Genomic DNA, 15737 nt, shown 5'->3' on the forward strand with positions numbered 1-15737 from the left:
AGGGCGCCTCAGGTGTGGGATGTCACGGGCGCGACGTCGCGGCAGGATGGACGGATGCCGATCGATCCGCTGCGCCTCGTCGAACTCGGACTCGTCGACGGCTTCCGCCGTGCCGCGGCGCTCGCGGCGCACGCGGCGTCGCCCCTCGTCGGTTCGGGTGACGGCCACGGCCTCGACGGACTCGCGGTTCGGGCACTGCGCGCCGCACTCGGCGAACTCGACGTCAATGGGGTCGTCGTCGTCGGCGAGGGCGAGAAGGACGAAGCACCGATGCTCTGGGTGGGGGAGCGGTTCGGCCGAGGCATCCGGCCGGGCGGTGCCCCGGGTCTCGACTCGCGCGCCGACGCGGAGGCGGCCACCGCACCGCGGCTCGACCTCGCCGTCGACCCGATCGACGGAACCCGGCTCGCCGCGGCCGGAGCGCCCGGCGCGATGGTCGTGCTCGCCGTCGCGCCGCGCGGTTCGCTCGCCGCACTCGGCACGGCCCACTACCTCGAGAAGCACGTGACCTGGCTCCCGGATGCCCCGGCCGGCGCCTCGACCGGCGAACTCGTCGCCCGCATCGCGGCGGCTCGAGGCGTGCCGGCGCACGAGGTGCGCGTCGCCGTGCAGGAGCGGCCGAGGAACGCGCGATTCGTCGCCGAGGCGCGGGCTGCGGGGGCATCCGTCGAGCTCTTCGTGCACGGCGACGTGGAGCGGAGCCTGCGCGCCGCCGGGCGCGACCCGGGGCCCGACCTCGTCTCGGGCATCGGCGGGGCGCCCGAAGGAGTGCTGACCGCTGCGGCGGTGCGGGCGCTCGGCGGCTCGATGTGGGCACGACTCGCACCGCAGTCGGGTGCCGAGCGCGAGCGTCTCGTCGAGGGAGGCCTCGATCTCGACCGGGTCTGGCGGCTGACCGAGCTGTGCGGCGCACCAGCGTGGGTGTTCCTCGCCGCGCTGACCGGGTGTGCACCCGGCGGCGCGGCCATGCCGGGAGTCCGGGTCGCCGCCGATGGCGGTGCAGCGGTCAGCATCTGGCACGCCGGCCCGGGTGTCGACCCGAAGATCGGCGAGTGGCGACTCCCGTGAACGCCGGGTTAAGAATGCACATTCTTTCACCGCTTCGCCCCTGAAAGCGGGCGAGAATCGGGCGGACGCTGCCTAGGCTTGGAGATGATCGTTCAAGGCCGGTCTCGACTGACCGGCCGCACTAGCGTCCGGGAGGACCCTCGATGGTGAGCACCGATACGGCAGCCCTCTACCTGCACCCCGACCGCAACATCGCACTCGAACTCGTGCGGGCCACCGAGGCTGCGGCGATCAGGTCGTCCCCGTGGATCGGCCGCGGCGACAAGCTCGGCGCCGACGGTGCGGCCGTCGACGCCATGCGCGCCTTCCTCGGCACGGTGAACTTCGACGGTGTCGTCGTGATCGGCGAGGGCGAGAAAGATGCCGCGCCGATGCTCTTCAACGGCGAGCGGGTCGGCAACGGCCGGGGCCCCGCGTGCGACATCGCCGTCGATCCGATCGACGGCACCTCGCTGACGGCGGCCGGGCGTCAGAACGCCCTCTCGGTGATCGCCGTCTCCGACCGCGGCTCCATGCTCGACGCGTCATCCGTCTTCTACATGGACAAGATCGTGACGGATGCCTCGGGCATCGGCGTCGTCGACATCCGCAAGCCCATCGGCGAGAACCTGCGCGCACTCGCCGCGGCCAAGGGCAAGCAGATCGGCGAGATGCGCGTTGCCGTACTCAACCGCCCGCGCCACGAGCAGCTGATCGCCGACATCCGCGCCGCGGGCGCCGGTACCCGCCTGATCAGCGACGGCGACGTCGCGGGCGGCATCAACGCGGCGCGCTACGACTCGCGCATCGACATGTGCGTCGGCATCGGAGGCAGCCCCGAGGGCATCACCACCGCGTGTGCGATCAAGGCGCTCGGCGGGTTCATGCAGGGGCGCCTCGCGCCGAACGACGACGCCGAGCGGGCGCGCGGCGAGGCGGCCGGTCTCGACTGCGACCAGGTCTACGAACTCGACGACCTCGTGAAGGGCGACAACACCTTCTTCGTCGCGACGGGGGTCACCGACGGCGAGCTCGTCGACGGCGTCTCGCGCAAGGGGCCGATCATCCGCACGGAGTCGATCGTGCTGCGCGGCAAGTCGGGCACGATCCGGCGCGTGCTTGCCGATCACCTCGCCGAGAAGTGGCTCGTCGACGACCTGCTCTGAGACCGGCGGTGCCGTGACGCGCTTGCCGTGACGCGGTCGCCGTGACGTGGTCGCTGTACGCGCTTGCCGTGACGCGGCGCCTCGGGTGGTGCGCTTGTCGGTGGCCCGCGCCATGATGGACGGATGACCAGCGCCGACCGGTTGCCGCGCGCGCTCCGACCGTTCGGGTCGAGCCAGTACCGCCTGCTTACGGCGGCTCTCGCCGCGTCCCTCCTGAGCGCCGGCGCCTGGATCGTCTCCGCCGTCTGGCAGGTCGTCGAGCTCGGCGGCACGCCCGTCGACCTCTCGTTCGTCGCGGTCGGCTCGAGTCTCGGACTCGTGCTCGCGGTGCTCTTCGGCGGGGTCGCCGCCGACCGCATTCCCCAGCGCCGCATCCTGCTGACCGTCGAGATCGTGCGAGGGGTCGGGTTCTCGGTCGCGGCGATGCTCGCGGTCACGGGACTCATCGAGGTATGGCACATCGCCGTCATCTCGTTCGTGCTCGGCGTGGCCGACGGGTTCTTCTACCCCGCGTACTCCGCCTGGCTGCCCGCGATCCTGCCCGAGTCGCAGCTGCTGGCCGCCAACGGCATCGAGGGAGTGCTGCGGCCCTCGGTGATGAACGCGGCGGGCCCGGCCGTCGCGAGCGCACTCATCGCGGTGCAGGGGCCGTGGCTCGCGTTCGCCGCGGTCGCAGGGCTGCAGGTCGTCGCCGCGGTGGTGCTCGGCGTCATGCGCACGACGCCGGTGCGGCGAGTGCTCGACGGGCCGGCGGTGCATCCGGTGCGACAGACGTTCATCGACCTGCGCGACGGATTCGCCTACCTGCTGCGCACGAAGTGGCTCTTCGCGACGCTCGTGTTCTCGATCCTGCTGGTGTTCGTCATCATGGGGCCGATCGAGGTGCTCCTGCCGTTTGCGGTGAAAGACCAGACCGGCGGCGGGGCCGGTGCCTTCGCGCTCGCGCTCGCCGCGTTCGGCGTGGGCGGCGCGATCGGCTCGCTCGCCGTCGCCTCGATGCGGCTGCCACGCCGGTACCTCACGCTGATGATCCTGGCGTGGGGGTTCGGATGCCTCCCGCTCGCGATCATCGGGTTCACCTCGTGGCTCTGGGTGATGATCGTGGCCCTCTTCATCTGCGGACTCCTGTTCTCCGGCGCGAGCGTCGTGTGGGGCACGCTGCTGCAGCGGCGTGTGCCTCCTGCGATGCTCGGCCGGGTGTCGAGCCTCGACTTCTTCGTCTCGCTCGCGCTCATGCCGATCTCGATGGCCGTGGCCGGCCCCGTCGGCGAATGGATCGGCATCGCACCGGCCTTTCTCATCGCCGGCCTCGTCTCGCCGGTGCTCGCGATCGCGACACTCGCGTTCGCCCGCCTCGGCAGAGACGAGATCGCGCATCCGCTCGATGCGATGCTCGACGCCGAGCCGGTGACCGGAGCAGAGGCCGCAGCCGGATTCGATCCGCCGGTCGACGAGCCGCACGTGGCCGAGCTCGGCTCGCGCGAAGACCCCGAACCCCGATAGCCACTGCTCGACCCGTTTGGATGACGCTTCGGTTACCCATTCGGAACGGACTGGTGTTCTCCGAGTGAACGAGCTGAGAATGACCCCAAATCGGGGTCGTGCGTGGGGTGTCGCTGTCGTCGCCGCCGCCCACGACCGGGCACGATTGCATCGGAAGGGGTGACATGGCGACAGGCGCTCCCGGGAGTCCTCATGAGGGGTACGACGCGCGAGTTCAGCGGCGCTCGGCGCAGCTGCTGAAGCGGCGCGTCGTCGAGCAGGAGCGTGAGCGATATCTCGCCGCCCTCGACTGGGCTCGTGACGACGGTTCGTTCGAGCGGATCGCCGCGCTGATCGTGGCGTCGCGTCGCCGGTTCATCCTCGGCACGGCCAAGTCGTTCACCTACGCCTCATTGCTCGCGATCGAACTGAGCGCGGGGCTCGCGAACGTCTCGCTCATCGATGGCACCATCGTGAGGCCGCTCGACGTGCTGAGCGATGTGCGCTCGACGGACGTGCTCGTGGCGATCTCGCTCTCGCGCTACCGCAAGTACACGGTCGACATCGCACGGCGATTCGCCGAAGCCGGCGGCACGGTCATCGTCATCACCGATTCACCCGATGCGCCGCTCAGTTCCGTGGCGCAGGAGCGGTTGATCGTCAACACCGAGAGCGCGTCGTTCGCGAATTCGCCCACGACGGTCGCGCTCGTCATCCACCTGCTCGTCACCCTGACGACGGCCAGCGCGAAGGGCGCGGGTCGGCGCCTGCAGGAACGTGATCGGCTGAGCGAGAGCCTCGACCTGTACTACGACTGACCGAGCGGTCTCGATCGTGTCGGCTCAGTCGTCGGCGCCATCGGGCGTCTCGAGCTGCCGGCGCAGTTCGGGGTCGAGGTCGGCGCCCGTGGTGGAGACGAGCTCGAACGCCGTGAGTTCGCGCGGCGCCTCTTCGATGCCCTGGAGCGGCGCCAGCACCTTCGACTCGTCGAGCGCGCCGAGCTTGCGCGCCGTCGGCAGCACCTGACGTTCGAGGGAGCCGACGAAGGAATTGTAATCTTTCACGCTGCGCTCGATGGTGCGGCCGAGCTTCTCGATGTGGCTCGCCGTGGTCGACAGGCGCGAGTAGAGCTCGCGGCTGAGGTCGAACAGGGTCTTCGCCTCGTTGGTCAGCACGTCTTGCTGCCATGAGAACGCGACCGTCTTCAGCACCGACCACAGCGTGACCGGTGAAGCGAGGGCGACCCGCTTCGAGAAGGCGAACTCCATGAGGCTCGGGTCGGTCTCGAGCGCCGCCGAGACGAGCGACTCGCTCGGGATGAAGGCGATCACGAGCTCGGGGGAGGCGTCGAGGCCGTTCCAGTACCCCTTCGAGCCGAGCGCCGTGACGTGGGCGCGCACGGCCGCGACGTGCTGCTTGAGGAAATCGACCCGCTTCGCGGCATCTGCGCCGCTCGCCGTCGCAGGGATCTGGCTCGCCTCGAGGTACGCGGTGAACGGCACCTTCGCGTCGACCGCGATCGACTTGCCGCCGGGCAGGCGCACGACCATGTCGGGGCGGCCGGCGCCGGAATCGCTCGAGATGCTCGACTGCAGGTCGAAGTCGACTCGTTCGATGAGGCCGGCGGCCCCGACCACGCTGCGAAGCTGAGTCTCACCCCAGACACCTCGAGTGCTGTTGGAGCGCAGCGCCGACGCGAGCGACTCCGCCGTGGCCCGAAGCCGCTCTTCGGACTCGGCGGCGGACTTCAGCTGCTGGGCGAGCTCACCGTGCTGAAGGCTGCGCTGGGACTCGAGCTGGGTGACCTTGGACTGCATGTCGCTGAGCGTCTGCTTGACCGGGGCGAGCGCCTGCAGCACCCGGCTCTCGGCGGCATCGCGAGTCTCACGCGCCTGCACCTCGGCACGCTGGCGCTCGACCAGCTCGCGGTACTGCTGCTGCGCGAGCACGATCTGCTCGCGCAATGCCTCGGCCGTGGCCTGCGTCGAGGCGAGTTCTTCACGCAGCACCGCCTTGGCCGCCTCTTCGCCGACGCGCACCTCGGCGAGCCTCGCCTGCATGCGGGCTTCGACGAGCGCGGGGTCTTCGGCGACCGGCGCCTCGACGGAGGCCTGCGCGGCACGGCGCTGCAGCACGAGCGCCGCCACGAGCGCGCCGAGGGCGATGCCGACGAGGAGGCCGGTGACGAGGGCGAGGATGTCCATGCCGACAGTGTCGCAGGGGCCGCCGACATCGGCGGGTCGATGCGTCGGCGGGCCGCTACTGCAAGGCCATCGGGCCGTGCGCTGCACGGTCGTCGCGCGTGGCCACCGGTCCGATGGCGCCGATCTTCACCCGCGTGATGTGCGCCAGTCGTTCGAGGTCGTCGACCTCGTGCCGCTCGGCGGCGTGCACGATGATCGCCGCGCACGCCTCGGCGTCGGCGAGCGCGTCGTGGTGCGAGAAGCCCTCGAACCCCGCGGCCTTGGCGGCCACCGGCAGGCGATAGGAGTCGAGGTGGTAGGTGCGACGGGCCACCTGCAGGCTGCAGAGGTAGCGGAAGTCGGGCACCTCGAGGCCGAACGCGGCCGAGGTCTTCGCGATGACGCTCGTGTCGAAACCGGCGTTGTGCGCGACGAGCATGTCGTCGCCGGCGAACTCGCGCAGGGCCGGCAGGTGCACTCGCCAATCCGATGCACCGGCCACCATCTCTGGGGTGATGCCGTGGATGCGGATGTTCCACTCCGAGAACTCGTTGTGCGGGAACGGCGGGCGGATGTACCAGTGCTCGCGGTCGACGACGCGCCCGGCGCTCACCTTCACGAGTCCGACCGAACAGGCGGAGGCGCCAGAGGAGTTGGCGGTTTCGAAGTCGATCGCGGTGAAGTCCACTGGCACACAGGCATCGTCCCATGTTCGGCCGACACGACAGGCCGACCGACCCGCGCGTCGCTGAGGCAGAGGTTGACGGATGCCACGGGCAGGGCGTGGAATGGCCCTGACCCGAGCGTCGACCGGGTGTCACGGCACTGCACGAGTGCGAGAAGAGGATCCCGATGAACGAGCGAACCGTGGCCACGCCGGCGGGCCGGTACGGCCTCGTCGCCGACCCCGCCGACCCCGCGACACTCGAGAGTGCGCGATCCTTCGGCGCGGCGGCATCCGTCTACCGTGCGGCCCGGCCCGGCTACCCGGTGGAGGCGGTCGCATGGCTCATCGGGGATGCGACCCGCGTGCTCGACCTCGGTGCCGGCACGGGCAAGCTCACCGAGGCGCTCGTCGCGCTCGATCGCGAGGTGATCGCCGTCGATCCGGTCGAGGAGATGCTCGAAGAACTCGAGGTCGCGGTGCCGGGCGTCCCGCGCATCCTCGGCACCGCAGAGGACATCCCGATCGAAGACGACGCGGTCGACGCGGTGGTCGCCGGTCAGGCCTGGCACTGGTTCCAGCCGGCTCGTGCGATCCCCGAGATCGCGCGGGTGCTGAAGCCGGGTGGCGTGCTCGGTCTCGTCTGGAACAGCCGTGACACCCGCATCGACTGGGTGCGCGAGGCCGGCGAGATCATGCACGAACGGCACGACGCGAGCGCCACGTTCGAGAGCTACGCGAAGGTGGGCCGGCCGTTCGGCGAGATCGCGGAGCACACCGTCGAGTGGGGTGCACGGATGTCGCGTGAGGGGTTCCTCGACCTCGTGCGTTCGCGCAGTTACTTCATCACGGCCTCAGCAGAGGAGCAGCACGCGACGATCGCGGCGCTCGAGACGCTGCTCACCACGCACACCGAAGTCGCCGGTGCCGACGAACTCGTCGTGCCGTACATCACCCGGTGCTTCCGCACGCGACTGGCGAAGTGAGTTCGCGCCGGCCCCGCGCGAGCCGGCATCCTGAACCTCCTGCCGGTGCTGCTCGGCCAGACGCTCGAACCCGTCACGATGGCAGGCGGCGCGCTCGTGCTGCTTGGCGTCTACCTGACCCTCAGGGTCGGGCGGCAGAGCAGAGCGGATGCCGCGACCGGCGTGCCGGTACGATAGACCCCCGTGGCACTCACCATCGGAATCGTCGGTCTCCCGAATGTCGGCAAGTCGACCCTGTTCAACGCGCTGACCAAGAACCAGGTGCTCGCGGCCAACTACCCGTTCGCGACGATCGAACCGAACATCGGCGTGGTGAACCTGCCCGATCCGCGGCTCGAGACCCTCGCCGAGATCTTCGGCTCCGAGCGCATCCTGCCTGCGGCCGTGTCGTTCGTCGACATCGCCGGCATCGTGCGCGGCGCCTCCGAGGGTGAGGGGCTCGGCAACAAGTTCCTCGCGAACATTCGCGAAGCCGATGCGATCGCGCAGGTCGTTCGCGGCTTCACCGACGACGACGTCGTGCACGTCGAGGGCGCCGTCGACCCGAAGGCCGACATGGAGACGATCAACACCGAGCTGATCCTCGCCGACCTCGAGACGCTCGAGCGCGCCATCCCGCGCTTCGAGAAGGAACTCAAGGGCAAGAAGATCGACCCCTCGGTGCTCGAGGCTGCGAAGGCCGCGCAAGAGGTGCTGCAGAAGGGCACGCCGCTCTCCGCGGCATCCGTCGACCTGACCCCCATCAAGGAGCTCGGCCTGCTCACCGCCAAGCCGTTCATCTACGTCTTCAACGTCGATGAGGCGGTGCTGACGGATGACGCGAAGAAGGCGGAGCTCGCGGCGCTCGTCGCCCCCGCCGAGGCGGTCTTCCTCGACGCGAAGATCGAGTCGGAGCTCATCGACCTCGACCCGGCCGACGCGGCGGAACTGCTCGCCTCGACCGGGCAGGAGGAGTCGGGCCTCGACCAGCTCGCCCGCATCGGCTTCAAGACCCTCGGCCTGCAGACGTACCTGACGGCCGGCCCGAAGGAGTCGCGCGCCTGGACGATCCCCAAGGGCGCGAAGGCGCCGCAGGCGGCCGGCGTCATCCACACCGACTTCGAGCGCGGCTTCATCAAGGCCGAGGTCATCTCGTTCGACGACCTCGTCGAGACCGGCTCGGTGGCCGAGGCCCGCGCGAAGGGCAAGGCCCGCATGGAGGGCAAGGACTACGTCATGCAGGACGGCGACGTGGTGGAGTTCCGCTTCAACGTTTGACCCTGCTCGGGTCAGCGCCCCTGACGCTTCTTGTAGGGCTTCGGCTTCCCCTTCACGATGGGGGCACGGCCCTGGCCCTTCGAGGCTTTCGCCTTGCCGCCGGCCTTCGCCACGGGTTTCTCGGCGGGAGCGGGTGCCGCGGCGATCTCCTCCCTGGCCTCGTGGAGGAAGAGGATTCCGACCTTCGTCAGCTGCGTTTCGCCCTGCCGGGTGACGAGCGGGTGCCCGACCTCGGTTTCGAGTTTCTCGATCGACGAGTACAGAGAAGCGAGCGGGATGCCGAGGGTGTCTGCGGCACGCGGGAAGTGCAGCTCCTCAGCGACGGCGACGAAACGTCGAAGCAGGGTGATGTTCACGGGGAGCCTTTCGTCGGACCGCGCGAATCGCGGCCGGACTTCAGGCTACGTGAGTCGGTGCTCGACGCGGCGACATCGCGATTCGATTGGACTGGGCCGCATCGCCGCCGAGATACTCGTTGCGAGCTCCGCGCCGTGCGGAGCGTGCTGACAGAGACGAGTCGACCCTGATGATCACCGTGCACCTGCGTTACGAGATCGATGCCGACAAGCTCGCGGAGTTCCGTGAGTACGGCCAGCGCTGGATCCGACTGGTCAACCGCCTCGGCGGCGTGCACCACGGCTACTTCCTTCCCAGCGAAGGCGACAGCGATGAGGCGTTCGCGCTGTTCACCTTCCCGTCGCTCGCCGACTATGAGCAGTACCGGCTGGCCGCGGCGGACGACGCGGAGTGCATCGAGGCGTACCGGTTCGCGGTCGAGACGAAGTGCATCCGGCGCTACGAACGGCGTTTCGTCTCTCCGCTCTTCGACTGACTGAGGGAGCCGCGTCGGGATCAGGCGACGTGTGGCGCCGAAGCGCCAAGCCGGCCGCCGAGCACCCGGCTGACGGCTTCTGGGGCAGCGGTGAAGCGCCCGGCGCGGCCGTCGGTCGACAGGTAGTGAACCCGGATGCCGCGACCGATGCGCGTGAGCTTCGTGACCTCGTAGGTGCTGCCAGAGGTGCTGATCAAGGTGTCGCCGACCGCGAGCTGCCGGGTCTGTCGTAGTTCGATCGCCTCCATGATGAGAGTGTCTCAGTATCCACCGACATTCAGTGCTGCGTGGATTCGGATTCGGACGACGCCGATGTCCCAGGAATCGCCTCGCCGACGTGAGGCTCAGCTCACCGCCTCGTCGTGGCAGATCACGTCGGTGATCCAACCGAACGTGTAATCGTCGTTGCCGAAGACGACGACGGTCGCGGCGTTGCCCTCGACGTCGGATTCGTAGGTCGGCGTCGTCAGCTGCGGCGTGGGGCTGGCTTCGTCGTCGCTGAAGGCCAGGACGACCTCCATCGACGTGCAGCTCTGTTCGGTGAACAGGGCCATCTGCCAGCATCCTTGTGCGAAGTCACTGCTGCATCGGCCGCTGTACCGACCGTCGCCGTAGACCTCCAAGGCGGCGGGGAAGGTGAAGAGCGTCTCGCCCGAGTAATAACGATCGACGGCGGCATCCGAGGCTGCCGTCTCGAGTTCCTCGACTTCGGCCTGGATCGACTCGACGATGCGCGGCGCAGCGGCCGAGATGCCCCAAACGGCTCCCACGATCACGAGCAGCAACGCGACACCGCCGGCGACGAACCCGACGATCGCGCCGCGCGAGAGGCGGCGCCCGGGTTGAGCGTTCGACTCATCGGCTCTCGGCGGAGCGCTGGTGTGCACCTGGAGCGAAGACATCGTCGCGTGCGTCGGCGTGGCGCCGGGCGGCTGCCAGGTCTCAGGAGCGGTCGCCCCAGGCGGTTGCCCTGCGGGTGAGATGGTCTGTCCGGGCGGCTGCCAGGTCGGCGCGGCGGGCGCGACGAGCCGGAGCAGTTCCGTACGGGCCGAGCCGAGGGTCGCCGCCCACGCTTCGGCGGCGATGCGGTCGTCGGGGTCGGAATACAGAGACGGATGCCTCGCCCAGCTCTCGCGCGCGAACGATGCCTCGATGAGCTCGGAAGTGAGGGCTGCCTCAGGGCTGATGCGCAGAACGTGCCGCGCCGTGTTCGGTTCCACAGCGTGATCATAGGGTGACGATCACTCCGTGAACAGTGCCACCATGTGGGGTCATCTCGATGAGACCGCGGGCTCGGGTTCGTCGGCTCGGCCGGTTTCCCGGTGAGGCGTGCGGTCGCGCACGAATTGCCCGAACGGCGAGGCTTTGTCAACCCCTTGGCCGGCGCGATGCCCCCTGCTTACGGTGGATGTGTCGACGCGCTCAACCGGCGCGCCGACCGACACCGATTCCTGAGGAGGACGCCATGAGCGCCAAGGACGATATGGGCAACACGGCCGAACGACTGACCGGAAAAGCCAAAGAGGGCATCGGCAAGATGACCGACAACGAGCGCCTCGAAGCGGAGGGCAAGGCCGACCAGGTCAAGGCCGACGCGAAGCAGGCGGCCGAGAAGGTTAAGGACGCATTCGAGGACGGCACGAAGTAGACCCCACGATCGAGCAGGACCGGAGGCAACGGACATGAGTATCGGACTCGGAATTCTGCTCGTGGCGATCGGCGCGGTTCTCACCTTCGCGTTGAACGTCACGGTCGACTGGATCGACCTGGATCTCGTCGGCTACATCCTGATGATCGCGGGGGCGGTCGTCATCATCTTGGGCCTCATCTTCATGATGCGCCGTCGACGGAGCATCTCCACGACGAGCACGACCGCCGATCCGGTGGCAGGCCAGCGCGTCACGCGCACCGAAGACCAGGTGACGCCTCCCGAGGTGTGACCTGAGGGGGAAAAGAGCGGATGCCGCGGGGGCGCGGCATCCGCTCGACCCGTTCTGGGGCGCCGACGCGACCGATGTGGGAGGCTGGCGTCATGCCAGAGTCGCCTGAAGTGCAGGCCCTCGTCGAGGATCTCGGCGCCCGGCTGTCGGGCCACGAGCTCACTGGCGTGGACGTCGTCGAGTTCCGTGCGACGAAGACGCGCGCGAGGCCTCCGTCGTCGCTTCGCGGCGAGCGGGTGCGTGGCGTCGAGCGGCACGGCAAGCATGTCGACATCCGCGTCGGCGCCAGCGACGTCGACGCACAGCACCTGATCGTCTCACTCGGTCGGCATGGCTGGGCGCGATACTCGAGCCCTGAAGCGGATGCCCCGGCCGCAGATGCCCCGCCGACGCTCGTCGCCTTCACCTTCGACGACGGCGCGGTCGTCGAGTTCACGGATGCCGGTGATTGGGTGTCGCTCGGCTGCTGGGTCGTCGATGACCCGCGCGACGTTCCGGCGGTCGCCAAGCTCGGCCCTGATCCCGCCGATCCGGCGTTCTCGCGGGCGGACTTCGACCAGATGGTCGCCGGCCGCCGCAAGCAGGTGAAGGCCGTGCTGCAAGAACAGGAGTCGCTCGCCGGGATCGGCAACGCGTACTCCGACGAGATCCTGCACACGGCGAAGATCTCACCCGTCGCGCATGCCGCATCGCTGACGGATGCCGAGCTCGATCGCCTCTTCGAGGCGACGGTGGGCATCATCACCGCCGCGATCGACACGCAGCGCGGTGTGCCGATCGATCAGCTGAAGGCCGCCAAGGTCGCTGCCATGCGCGTGCACGGCAGGGCCGGCGAAGCATGCCCGGTCTGCGGCGACACCGTGCTCGACTTCTCGTTCGCGAGCACGACGGCGCAGTACTGCCCGACGTGCCAGACGGGCGGCGAACGCCTGCCGCTGCGCTCCGCGTAGCCGCAGATCCGGGCGCCGAACTGCTGCCGATGTCGGACGGCGGGTGCAGGATGGTCGTGTGCCGGAGCTTCCCGAAGTGCACGCGCTCGCCGCGTTCCTCGATGAGCGCGTGGCAGGGCATGCCTTCGCCTCGCTGCGGGTCGCGGCGATCTCGGCGCTCAAGACCTTCGATCCGCCGCTGTCGGCGCTCGAGGGCCAGCGCATCGAACGGGTGCTGCGCCACGGCAAGTTCATCGACTTCGACGCCGGCGAGGTGCACCTGATCTTCCATCTCGCGCGGGCGGGGTGGCTGCGATGGTACAACGAGGTGCCGGCGACGCCGGTGAAGCCCGGCCGGTCGCCACTCGCCCTGCGCGCGCGGCTCGACGACGGTTCGGGATTCGACCTGACCGAGGCCGGCACGAAGAAATCGCTCGCCGTGTACGTCGTTCGCGACCCAGCCGAGGTTCCGGGCATCGCGAGGCTCGGGCCCGACCCCACGGCGCCCGATTTCACCCTCGCCGACTTCGCTGGCATCCTCGACGGGCGCCGCACGCAGATCAAGGGGGTGCTGCGCGATCAGTCCGTGTTCGCGGGCATCGGCAACGCGTACTCCGACGAGATCCTGCACGCCGCGAAGATGTCGCCCTACGCCCTCGCGGCGAAGCTCACTCCCGAGCAGGTCGAACGACTGTACGGCGCGCTCCGCGACACCCTCGCCGAGGCGGTTGCCGAGGCATCCGGTCGCCCGCCCGCCGAGCTCAAAGACGCCAAGCGCCGGGCGATGCGCGTGCACGGGCGCACCGGCGAGACCTGCGAGGTGTGCGGCGACACGATTCGCCAGGTCATCTTCGCGGACTCCACCTTCCAGTACTGCCCCACCTGCCAGACCGGCGGCAAGCCGCTCGCCGACCGAGTGCTCTCACGACTCGTGAAGTAGCCTGCCCGCCGGCTGACTACAGTTGACCGGTGACCGCAACACTCGTGGCCCAGGGCCTCGCCGGAGGCTACGCCCACCGCACACTCTTCGACGACCTCGATCTCACAGTCGCCCCCGGCGATGTCGTGGGCATCGTCGGCGTCAACGGCGCGGGCAAGTCCACGCTGCTCCGCATCCTCGCCGACGAGCTCGAGCCGCAAGCCGGCTCCGTGCACCTGTCGCCGGCCGACGCCTTCGTCGGCTGGCTTCCGCAAGAGCACGAGCGCATCGAGGGCGAGACCATCGCGGCCTACGTCGCACGGCGCACTGGGGCGGCCGAGGCATCCGCTCGCCTCGATTCGGCCGCGATGGCGCTGGCTTCGACGGATGCCCCGGCGCCCGGCGCCCCCGACCCCGCCGACGAGTACTCCGTCGCCCTCGAACGCTGGCTCGCCTCGGGCGCGGCCGATCTCGACGAGCGGCTGCCGGCCGTGCTCGCTGAACTCGGGCTGAGCCTCGACGGCGGAGACGCCCACCTCTCGGCCGACTCGATGATGACCTCGCTCTCGGGCGGGCAGGCCGCCCGCGTCGGCCTCGCCGCCCTGCTCTGCTCTCGATTCGACCTCGTGCTGCTCGACGAGCCCACGAACGACCTCGACCTCGACGGACTCGAACGACTCGAGGCGTTCGTCCGCGGCATCCGCGGCGGGGTCGTGCTCGTGAGTCACGACCGCGAGTTCCTCGCCCGCTCGGTCACGAGGGTTCTCGAGCTCGATCTCGCCCAGCAGTCGAACCGCATCTACGGCGGCGGCTACGACGCCTACCTCGAGGAACGGGCCACGGCCCGGCGCCATCAACGCGACGACTACGACGAGTTCGCGGCGAAGAAGGCCGATCTGGTCGCGCGGGCACGCACCCAGCGCGAGTGGTCGAGCCAGGGTGTGCGCAATGCCATGAAGAAATCGCCCGACAACGACAAGATCCGCCGCAAGGCCGCGACCGAGTCGAGCGAGAAGCAGGCGCAGAAGGTGCGCCAGATGGAAAGCCGCATCGCGCGACTCGATGAGGTCGAGGAGCCGCGCAAGGAGTGGCAGCTCGAGTTCACGATCGGTGAGGCTCCCCGCTCGAGCTCGGTCGTCTCGACGCTGAACGAGGCAGTCGTCAGTCAGGGCGACTTCACGCTCGGCCCGGTCTCACTGCAGGTCGACGCGGGGGAGCGCATCGGCATCACCGGCCCCAACGGGGCTGGCAAGTCGACGCTGCTCGCACTGCTGCTCGGCCGGCGCGCAGCCGATGCCGGAACGGCGAGCCTCGGGGCATCCGTCGCCATCGGCGAGATCGACCAGGCGCGCACGCAGCTGACCGGTGAAGCGCCGCTCGCGGCGGCCTTCGAAGCCCTCGTGCCCGAGTTCTCGGCCGGGGAGGTGCGCACGCTGCTCGCGAAGTTCGGCCTGAAGGCCGATCACGTGCTGCGGCCGGTCGACGCACTCTCGCCGGGCGAGCGCACCCGAGCCGGGCTCGCCCTGCTGCAGGCGCGCGGCGTCAACGTGCTCGTGCTCGACGAACCGACGAACCACCTCGACCTCGCCGCGATCGAGCAGCTCGAAGAAGCGCTCGAGTCCTATGAGGGCACGCTGCTGCTCGTCACGCACGACCGCCGCATGCTCGAGCACGTGCGACTCGATCGCCGCTGGCACGTGGAGGCCGGGCGGGTCGCCGATCTCTGACCCGGGGGCCGCCCGCGGGAAGCAGGCGCCTCATTCCCGCCGAGCGCGGCGCGGCCACGGTCGATCAAGCGCTCAGGTCGCCCGAGACTCCCCGCGCCGAGGGTCGTCGTCGACACGAGGGTCGCCGTCGACACGGCGGTCGTCGTCGACACGACGGTCGTCCACGACCTTGACGTCGGGATCCAGCGTGTCGGCCTTCCGCAGCCGGTCATCGGCCTCCGTTCGGAGATCCGCGGCTGCGGACTGACGATCGGCGCTCTCGCGCGCGAGTCGCTCGGCGTCGAGACGGGCCTGCGCCGCTTCGGCGTCGGCCTGCTTGGCCGCAGCGGCGGCGCGAGCGGCATCCGCTTCACGCTGACGTGCCGCGGCGTCGGTCTCGGCGGCGCTCTGCCGCAGATCTGCCGCCTTCCTGCGGCCGGCCTCGACTTGCGCCTCCCGGCGTCGCCGACTCGTCATGATCATCACGATCACGATGATCGCGATGACGATGATGACGCCGATGACGATCCAGACGATGGTGCTGGTTTCCACGGTGATCCGCCTCCTCAGGTCGGTCACACCAAGCCAAGCCGGTCGAGCCCATCGTGGCAACGCCTTGCGGAACG

The 15737-nt window shown here is 69.5% G+C and carries 19 protein-coding genes; 13 read left to right on the top strand and 6 right to left on the bottom strand.

Translation table 11 applies throughout. From position 1 onward, the window contains the following. The first annotated feature begins 54 nt into the window (after nucleotides 1-54). The 4 genes from DCE93_RS03900 (at nucleotide 55) to DCE93_RS03915 (ending at nucleotide 4513) form a co-directional block, all read left to right on the top strand. A complete protein-coding gene (locus tag DCE93_RS03900) occupies nucleotides 55-1068 on the top strand; it encodes a fructose-bisphosphatase class II (protein ID WP_108594727.1) in 1014 nt (337 codons plus the stop codon). Nucleotides 1069-1211: 143 nt separating this feature from the next. Beyond that, on the top strand, nucleotides 1212-2213 hold the full coding sequence (gene glpX, locus DCE93_RS03905; RefSeq protein WP_108594728.1) for a class II fructose-bisphosphatase: 1002 nt from the start codon (nucleotides 1212-1214) through the stop codon (nucleotides 2211-2213). A gap of 123 nt (nucleotides 2214-2336) precedes the next feature. Further along, nucleotides 2337-3716: an MFS transporter gene (locus tag DCE93_RS03910; RefSeq protein WP_108594729.1), complete on the top strand. Its 1380-nt coding sequence runs from the start codon at nucleotides 2337-2339 to the stop codon at nucleotides 3714-3716. A gap of 164 nt (nucleotides 3717-3880) precedes the next feature. Next, nucleotides 3881-4513 carry a MurR/RpiR family transcriptional regulator gene (locus DCE93_RS03915; RefSeq protein WP_108594730.1) on the top strand — a complete coding sequence of 211 codons (633 nt, stop codon included), beginning with the start codon at nucleotides 3881-3883 and terminating at the stop codon, nucleotides 4511-4513. A gap of 24 nt (nucleotides 4514-4537) precedes the next feature. Here the strand turns inward: DCE93_RS03915 and DCE93_RS03920 are convergent, their stop codons facing one another. Further along, nucleotides 4538-5899, bottom strand: coding sequence for a DNA recombination protein RmuC (locus DCE93_RS03920; RefSeq protein WP_108594731.1), 1362 nt, complete (start codon nucleotides 5897-5899; stop codon nucleotides 4538-4540). Between the two features lie 55 nt (nucleotides 5900-5954). Beyond that, nucleotides 5955-6572, bottom strand: a complete 618-nt coding sequence (locus DCE93_RS03925; RefSeq protein ID WP_108594732.1) for a 3'-5' exonuclease — start codon at nucleotides 6570-6572, stop codon at nucleotides 5955-5957. A 158-nt stretch (nucleotides 6573-6730) separates the two neighbouring features. On the opposite strand from DCE93_RS03925, the gene DCE93_RS03930 reads away from it, so the two are divergent. The 3 genes from DCE93_RS03930 to ychF are packed head-to-tail and all read left to right on the top strand — an operon-like array spanning nucleotide 6731 to nucleotide 8785. Beyond that, the gene (locus tag DCE93_RS03930) at nucleotides 6731-7528 is read left to right on the top strand and encodes a class I SAM-dependent methyltransferase (RefSeq protein WP_108594733.1); all 798 of its coding nucleotides are present in this window, start codon (nucleotides 6731-6733) and stop codon (nucleotides 7526-7528) included. A 45-nt stretch (nucleotides 7529-7573) separates the two neighbouring features. Next, nucleotides 7574-7705 (top strand): hypothetical protein, encoded by a 132-nt coding sequence (locus DCE93_RS14870; protein ID WP_268876783.1) that lies wholly within the window; start codon nucleotides 7574-7576, stop codon nucleotides 7703-7705. 6 nt (nucleotides 7706-7711) lie between these two features. Next, nucleotides 7712-8785 carry a redox-regulated ATPase YchF gene (ychF, locus tag DCE93_RS03935; RefSeq protein ID WP_108594734.1) on the top strand — a complete coding sequence of 358 codons (1074 nt, stop codon included), beginning with the start codon at nucleotides 7712-7714 and terminating at the stop codon, nucleotides 8783-8785. Between the two features lie 11 nt (nucleotides 8786-8796). Here the strand turns inward: ychF and DCE93_RS03940 are convergent, their stop codons facing one another. After that, nucleotides 8797-9141 (bottom strand): LysR family transcriptional regulator, encoded by a 345-nt coding sequence (locus DCE93_RS03940; RefSeq protein ID WP_108594735.1) that lies wholly within the window; start codon nucleotides 9139-9141, stop codon nucleotides 8797-8799. Between the two features lie 170 nt (nucleotides 9142-9311). Here DCE93_RS03940 and DCE93_RS03945 point away from each other — a divergent pair, with 170 nt between their 5' ends. Next, nucleotides 9312-9617: an NIPSNAP family protein gene (locus DCE93_RS03945; protein WP_108594736.1), complete on the top strand. Its 306-nt coding sequence runs from the start codon at nucleotides 9312-9314 to the stop codon at nucleotides 9615-9617. 20 nt (nucleotides 9618-9637) lie between these two features. Here the strand turns inward: DCE93_RS03945 and DCE93_RS03950 are convergent, their stop codons facing one another. Together DCE93_RS03950 and DCE93_RS03955 are read right to left on the bottom strand one after the other, a co-directional pair. Continuing rightward, nucleotides 9638-9865, bottom strand: coding sequence for a hypothetical protein (locus DCE93_RS03950; RefSeq protein WP_108594737.1), 228 nt, complete (start codon nucleotides 9863-9865; stop codon nucleotides 9638-9640). Nucleotides 9866-9961: 96 nt separating this feature from the next. Next, a complete protein-coding gene (locus tag DCE93_RS03955; protein WP_108594738.1) occupies nucleotides 9962-10837 on the bottom strand; it encodes a hypothetical protein in 876 nt (291 codons plus the stop codon). A gap of 245 nt (nucleotides 10838-11082) precedes the next feature. Between DCE93_RS03955 and DCE93_RS03960 the strand changes: the two genes are divergently transcribed. The 5 genes from DCE93_RS03960 (at nucleotide 11083) to DCE93_RS03980 (ending at nucleotide 15132) form a co-directional block, all read left to right on the top strand. Next, on the top strand, nucleotides 11083-11265 hold the full coding sequence (locus DCE93_RS03960) for a CsbD family protein (protein WP_108594739.1): 183 nt from the start codon (nucleotides 11083-11085) through the stop codon (nucleotides 11263-11265). Between the two features lie 34 nt (nucleotides 11266-11299). After that, complete coding sequence (locus DCE93_RS03965) at nucleotides 11300-11557, top strand: DUF6458 family protein (RefSeq protein ID WP_108594740.1); 258 nt, start codon at nucleotides 11300-11302, stop codon at nucleotides 11555-11557. Nucleotides 11558-11649: 92 nt separating this feature from the next. Further along, nucleotides 11650-12507 carry a DNA-formamidopyrimidine glycosylase family protein gene (locus DCE93_RS03970; protein ID WP_108596576.1) on the top strand — a complete coding sequence of 286 codons (858 nt, stop codon included), beginning with the start codon at nucleotides 11650-11652 and terminating at the stop codon, nucleotides 12505-12507. Between the two features lie 58 nt (nucleotides 12508-12565). Beyond that, a complete protein-coding gene (locus DCE93_RS03975) occupies nucleotides 12566-13426 on the top strand; it encodes an Fpg/Nei family DNA glycosylase (RefSeq protein WP_108594741.1) in 861 nt (286 codons plus the stop codon). A 29-nt stretch (nucleotides 13427-13455) separates the two neighbouring features. After that, nucleotides 13456-15132: an ABC-F family ATP-binding cassette domain-containing protein gene (locus DCE93_RS03980; RefSeq protein WP_108594742.1), complete on the top strand. Its 1677-nt coding sequence runs from the start codon at nucleotides 13456-13458 to the stop codon at nucleotides 15130-15132. Between the two features lie 72 nt (nucleotides 15133-15204). Here DCE93_RS03980 and DCE93_RS03985 read toward each other — a convergent pair whose 3' ends face one another. After that, the gene (locus tag DCE93_RS03985; RefSeq protein ID WP_146184932.1) at nucleotides 15205-15663 is read right to left on the bottom strand and encodes a hypothetical protein; all 459 of its coding nucleotides are present in this window, start codon (nucleotides 15661-15663) and stop codon (nucleotides 15205-15207) included. Nucleotides 15664-15737: the final 74 nt, after the last annotated feature.

The organism is Agromyces badenianii (assembly GCF_003070885.1).
GTDB classification, from domain to species: domain Bacteria; phylum Actinomycetota; class Actinomycetes; order Actinomycetales; family Microbacteriaceae; genus Agromyces; species Agromyces badenianii.